General features: G+C 30.7%; 4 protein-coding genes and 1 pseudogene. All 5 read left to right on the forward strand.

Going from position 1 to position 6,502, the window contains the following annotated elements; genetic code table 11:
• The coding region (locus SOR77_RS03220) for an FMN-binding protein (protein ID WP_320635753.1) at positions 1–2,274 on the forward strand (2,274 nt) is incomplete at its 5' end.
• Positions 2,275–2,344: 70 nt separating this feature from the next.
• Positions 2,345–3,070, forward strand: a complete 726-nt coding sequence (locus SOR77_RS03225; RefSeq protein ID WP_320635754.1) for a ferric reductase-like transmembrane domain-containing protein — start codon at positions 2,345–2,347, stop codon at positions 3,068–3,070.
• Between the two features lie 8 nt (positions 3,071–3,078).
• The gene (locus tag SOR77_RS03230) at positions 3,079–3,480 is read left to right on the forward strand and encodes an FMN-binding protein (protein WP_320635755.1); all 402 of its coding nucleotides are present in this window, start codon (positions 3,079–3,081) and stop codon (positions 3,478–3,480) included.
• Positions 3,477–6,164: an FMN-binding protein gene (locus tag SOR77_RS03235; RefSeq protein WP_320635756.1), complete on the forward strand. Its 2,688-nt coding sequence runs from the start codon at positions 3,477–3,479 to the stop codon at positions 6,162–6,164. Before SOR77_RS03230 ends, SOR77_RS03235 begins: the two co-directional genes overlap by 4 nt.
• A 31-nt stretch (positions 6,165–6,195) precedes the next feature.
• Positions 6,196–6,502 (forward strand): annotated as a pseudogene (locus SOR77_RS03240) (FAD:protein FMN transferase); the annotation flags it as partial.

The raw sequence follows: 6,502 nt of genomic DNA on the forward strand, positions 1-6,502 counted from the left end.
ACGGGAATAGAAAAAATAGAACCAAGCGAAAAAGCTACAAGAGAAACAGCATTCGTAGCATTGAGCAACGGATTAGAAAAAATAGAAAAGAAGACAAACACAAACAAAGAAGAAGCGAAGAAAACAGAAGACAAGAATAGAAGCGGATTTAACTACAGAACAATAAACATAGTAGGTTACGATGGACCAAGAGATAATAGAAGTTCAAACACAGATACAAGACCTGCTAAGCCGTTAAATCCTACAACTCCTACTACTCCTAAGAATCCGGTAGCACCTCAGTGCCATCTCCCTAAAGAAGATGTAAAGTATGCTGATGGAACTTGGTATGGAATTGCAAAGGAAAATTATGATAATAATACTAGAGGAGAGGATTTAGTAAAAATAAAAATTAAAGACAACAAAATCGTAGGTGCAGATATTCCTTATACTACAGAAGATTCAGCGGTTGGAAGCAAAGAAATTAATGGGAAAAGAATATTAGGTTTGTATTTTGGAGATACAGATAAAGATTTTAAAGTTCCAAAGGAAATAAATTTAAATAGCTTAAAAGAGGTACAACAATACCTCCAAGATAAATATGGTAAAAATTTAAAAGAGAAAAATTCTAAGTATGATGCGATTACAAATGCAACTGTATCTGCTAGATCTTACTTGTTGGGAGTGGAGCATGCATTAAAAAGAGCAGCTAAATATGCGAAGGATAATATAGAACAAAAAATAGCTTTTATTAAAGTTGAAGATAGAGTTAATGCTATGAGCAGTGGGAAATTATTTTACAATGTTCCTATCAATTTAGATCATTTAAAATTTGAAGTTTGGATGACAGATGGAAAGATTTTAAATAACCAATCTCTAAAGGATTTAGAAAAATTAGGGGTTACATGCAATTATAAAAATGGCGATATTATTAAGCATAAAGATGAATCTGGTAAAATCACAGTTAAGTTAGTGCAAGAATCTTCCCTTACTGAACAAGAATTTGGAATAGCTGTAACAGAAGTTCCGAAAGAAAAAGATAGACCAACACATATTCTTTTAACTTATAAAGATGGCAAACAAGAAAAATTTGATATTGTAAAGGGTGAATTTAGATATCCTTTAGATAAAGAAACTTTAGAAATCAAGAATCTTATTGAAAAAGTTGAACTATATAATGGTGAAAAATTATTAAAAGAAGCAGAGCCTAGATTCCAAGGGAATACTACAAGATATTTAATGGATGTAGGAAATAAATGGGAATTTCCAACATATCGTTTAGATACTTATTCAGAATATGGCTCAGAAGTGAAATCTTTTGAAGTAAAGCCTATTAAAAAGGAATATGCAGGAGGCGAAGTATTTAGAGATAGAGATTTACAAATAGAAGTAAAATTTTTATCTGGAGAAGAAAAGGTACTGCCATTAGTTGAAGCTAAAAAGCTTGGGTTTAAAACAGAACCAATAATAGGAGACAAACTTGAAAAAGATACAAAAGAAATTATTGTAATATATAAAGATAAAAGAGAAAAATACGATATAAAAGTAACTGATGAAGAGAATTTGATACCAAGAAAAGTAGTATTCAAAGATAGAGAAAATAATGAGATAGTTAAAATATTTTCATGGAGAGAAGAAGAGTGGAATAAAAGGAATGGGAAGATAGTAAAAAGAGAAGAAATACTACCAATTAAATATAAGGATGCTAAGCTAAGCGACTTAGACATAGAAGTATACAATGAGAAAGAGAAGAAAATAGATATTTTGGATATTGATAACTCATATTATAGAAAAAATCCATATGGACAAGGGATAATGCAACTTTCATTTAAGACTAAATATAAAGATGAGATAAATTATCTAATGGCATCATTTGAATTTAAAGATTTGATAAATGATAAAGTTCCAAAGGAAGTTGATACTGAAGACAACAAAAAAAATGAGATAGGAAAAAGGATTGTTAAATCTGGAGAATATTTTGGAGAAGCATTATGTGAAGATGTAATTCAAGATTTTAAATTTATCCAAAAAGTAAAGGTTGTAGTTGGGGCTAATGGACTAATTGAAGAAGTAACAGATAATAAAACTGAAAGAGGAACGAAAAATGACCCTTATTGGGCAATGTATAATGTTGTTGGAAAGGGATTAGAAAAATATAAAGGGAAAGACCTTGATGGAGTTAAAGCTATGAAAACAGGCAAAGGGGAACCTGACTCTGTTTCTAGTGCAACAGTTACATCACAATCAGTTCAACAAGCGGTAATAAATGCATTAAGTAAAACTCAAAATAAATAAGCAATAAATTTATAAGGGGCGGGTTTAAGTCCGTCCCTTATAATCTTTAAATTTTAAGGAAGGGAAAGAGATGAAAATAACAATTTGTGTTCTATCGGCACTCTTATTTGGATATTTATTTTCAGATAAAATCAGAAAAAATAACATACCTGTGTATATTTTAGCTTCAACAATATCTGTAATGGCAATTATGCATTCATTTTTTAAATTAAGTGGATATAATGTTGAATATTTTGTAGGGCTAAAACAAATTATGCGTGCTATAGAATCAGGGGCTCTAGGTGGAGCGTTTTTTATAGTTGTAATGTACTTGGGTGTAATAAATATGAAATATGAAGTATGTAAGAGATTGAAGATAATTAGAGCGGAATTATCTATAATAGCTTGTATATTTACAATACCGCATAATTTTTATTATTTTTTTGATTTCATAAAAAAATCTGAACTTTTAGACAGGATGGGCGGTTTTTCTATATGGACAAATTTGATGGTGTTCGCATCTGCAATTTTTGCCATAGGGATTATGCTACCTCTATTTATTACATCGTTTAAATTTTTTAGGAAAAAAATGAGTGGCTCAAAGTGGAAAAATCTGCAACAGTTTGCTTATATATTTTATGCAATGATATATGTGCAAGTTGTTATGGTCTATATATCAAGGCCTCTTGGACTTGATAAAGTTATAAGTTTAATTTTTTATAATGTTGTATTTATTTCATACACAATATTAAAAGTTAATGGAATTTTAGAAAAGAATAGAAAGAAAAAAGTTTTATTGGTAGAGAAAAAGGGATAGATGTTTTTATGAATATAAAACAAACAATAGTAACAGTGTTAGTATGTTCTTTAATAGTGATGGGAATAAATTCCGGGACTAAAATAAGCAAAAGTCAATCAGTCGGGAAACAAAATTTAGTCGGCATTATTAAAGAACCTTTAAAAAATGGAAATTTTGAAGGAATCGGCAAAGGCTACAATGGCGATATAAAAGTGAATATAACTATAAATTCAGGTAAAATGGAAGATATAGAGATAATAGATTCTAATGATGATGAAGAGTATTTATTGCAAATGGATGGTTTAATAAAAGCTATTTTAGAAAATGAGTCTATAGATGTTGATACAATAAGTGGGGCTACATTTTCTTCAAATGGAGTAATAGATGCGGTGAAAGATGCTTTGATGAAAGCCGGGGGGTTAAAATGAGTAAACATGGATCTAAGTTTGTTTTAACTGGAGTAATTTTGTGTGTTTTTTTCAGTATAACTAGTTTTGCATTGGGGAAGTCTGTAGCTGATAACACTCTAAAATCTAAAGCGGAGGCATATAAAAAACCTAAACATGCAAATTTAGCGATAAAAGATTTAGAAAATAATGATGTAATTGAAAGTAATACATACATTGATAAGGAAAAAGGATTAAAAGATGGTGTGTACGAAGGGACAGCTAAAGGTTTTAAGAGCGATATAAAGGTATCTGTAAAAATAGAATCAGGAAAAATAAAAGATATAAAAGTTCTTGAAAATAATGATGATAAACCATATTTTAATAAAGCTAAGTCAATAATAAGTAATATTATAGAAAGACAAAGTCCTGATGTGGAAACAATAAGTGGAGCTACTTTTTCTTCGGTCGGTATAAAAAATGCAGTCATAGATGCTTTAGAAAAGGCCGGGGCAAGTGAGTTAGAAAAAACTTCTGTGAAGAAATCAGTCCATTCAGCGGGAGTTGATGGAAGTTATAAGAAAAAATTAGATCAAATTGCAAAAATGGTTGAAGAATTGAGTAATGAAAAAATTACTCCAAACAAATTAAAAGATGGGACATATGAAGGTTCAGGTAAAGGCTTCAAAGGTGAAATTAAAGTGTCTGTTAAAGTGGAAGATGCTAAAATCACAGACATAAAGATATTAAAATCTTCTGATGATGAGCCATATTTTAGCAATGCCAAGGCGGTATTGGATAAAATATTAAAGATGCAGTCTACAAAGGTAGATTCAGTTAGCGGAGCGACTTTCAGTTCTAATGGGATAAAATCGGCAGTTAGAAGTGCTTTGAAACAAGCCGGCGATGATTCGATTGTAAGCTCACCGGAAAATAATGATTCTTCAAATGAAGAGAATAAGGAAATAAATAAAAAATTAGATTTAATTATAAGTAAGTTTGAGGAGAGTTCTGAAAGCTCTAAAGGCTATAAGGACGGAACGTATAAAGGAAAAGGAAAGGGCTATAAGGATGATATAGAAGTTGAGTTAACTATAAAGGATGGCAAGATAGAAAAAATAGATGTCTTAAATTCTTCTGATGACGAGCCTTATTTTAGCAATGCAAAGGCTATTTTGGATAAAATAGTAGAGTCGCAATCTGCAAAGGTAGATTCGGTTAGCGGAGCAACTTATAGTTCAAATGGAATAAAATCAGCTGTAAGAAAGGCTTTAAAACAAGCAGGTGGAAAAGGTGATGAGTCAGATGCGTCACAGGAAATCAGCGAAAAGCTTGACGGAATTAGCAAAGAAAATAAAGAATTGAAAAAGAAAATAGATGCTTTAAGCAAGTCTATTAATTCATCAGATAATGGAGAAGATCCTAGTTCATATAAAGATGGGAAATATGAAGGAGTAGGACAAGGTTTTAAGGGAAGTGTAAAAGCATCTGTAGTGGTTAAAGATAAAAAAATAGAGTCTATAGATATAATTGAATCTTCCGATGATGAGCCATATTTCAGTAATGCTAAAGCGGTGATAAATAAGATAATTGAGAAGCAATCTACAAAGGTGGACTCAATAAGCGAAGCTACTTTTAGTTCTAATGGAATAAAATCGGCAGTTAGAAATGCGCTTAAAAAAGGTGGCGGTTCTGAAGGCGGAAATGACGAAATAATGGGAATGTTAAAAGCCATTTCAAAAGAAAATAAAGAACTGAAAAGTGAAATTAGCAGATTAAATCAAAATATAAATTTTATAGATAAAGGCGAAGAGACTAAAGGCTATAAAGATGGAGAATATGAAGGAGTTGGCAGAGGCTATAAATCTGATATAAAAGTTGTAGTTAAAGTTAGCGGAGGTAAAATTGAAAATATAGATATAAAAGAAGAGAATGAAGACAGACCTTATTTCAATTTGGCAAAAAATATTACTAAAGATATGGTAAAAAATCAATCTGCAAAGGTGGATTCAATATCAAATGCCACTTATAGTTCTAATGGAATAAAGAATGCAGTAAGAGACGCACTTAGAAAAGCAAGCATAAAAGAAGCGGGTCTAAGCAACAATGAGTCTAAATCAGATGAAATGCTTAAAACTCTTTATGATGATAATAAAATTATAAAAGAAAAAATAAACTCTATAGAGGATTGGAAAGCCACAGTTACAAATCAAATTCAAAACATAATACGAGACTTGAAAAATTTTATAAATCCGAATATTAATTATGACGAAATTAAACCTCGTGAAAAAAATATTAAATCGGATAATAGAGATGGCAAATACAGCGGTAGCGGTAGAGGGTTCTTAAATTTTGAAAGTGCGGATAATAAAAATGTGAAAGCTAAAAATTCTATTTCTGCATCTGTAACTATTGAAAATAATAAAATAGTAGATATGAAAACTACCTTTGAAGACTCTCAAAATCCGGGAGTGTACAAAGGTATGTTTGATAGAACTATGGATAATTTATGGCTTAAGATTAAAAAGACAGACAGTGTAGAAGAAGCTTACCAACTAATTTCAAATATGTATGATAACATCAAGCCGATAAATAAAAGAGGGTTATATACGACGGAACAATCAAAAATAAACAAGCATTTTGATGGTATAAGCGGAGCTACTTTTTCAACTTCAGGAGGTCTTGAAGCTTTGAAGAAAGCCTTAGAGCAATATAATTCAAGATAAACTATAACTGATTAAAATGTATGGTGATAAAATGAAAAAAATATTTATTATAATTTGTTTGTTGATACTAACAGCGTGCGGGGGAAATAAAACAAATGAAATAGAAAAAAGTGACAATAAGACAAAAATGCAAAAATACGAAATACAATTTTTCGAAGCATTCGATACAGTAACAACATTTCAAATATACGACACAGACGAAAAAACAGCAAACGAAAAACTAGAAAAAATGCGAAACGAATACTTTAGACTACACAGAGAATTCGACAGATACAACAACTACGAAAACCTAAACAACCTAAAAACAATAAACGATAACGCAGGAGTACAACCGGTAG

The organism is Peptoniphilus sp., from assembly GCF_034090345.1.
Lineage (GTDB): Bacteria > Bacillota > Clostridia > Tissierellales > Peptoniphilaceae > Peptoniphilus.

Excerpts from the sequence above, each read along its gene's own strand:
- SOR77_RS03235 (WP_320635756.1), top strand. The coding sequence starts at position 3,477 with ATGAGTAAACATGGATCTAAGTTTGTTTTAACTGGAGTAATTTTGTGT.
- SOR77_RS03225 (WP_320635754.1), top strand. The coding sequence starts at position 2,345 with ATGAAAATAACAATTTGTGTTCTATCGGCACTCTTATTTGGATATTTA.
- SOR77_RS03230 (WP_320635755.1), top strand. The coding sequence starts at position 3,079 with ATGAATATAAAACAAACAATAGTAACAGTGTTAGTATGTTCTTTAATA.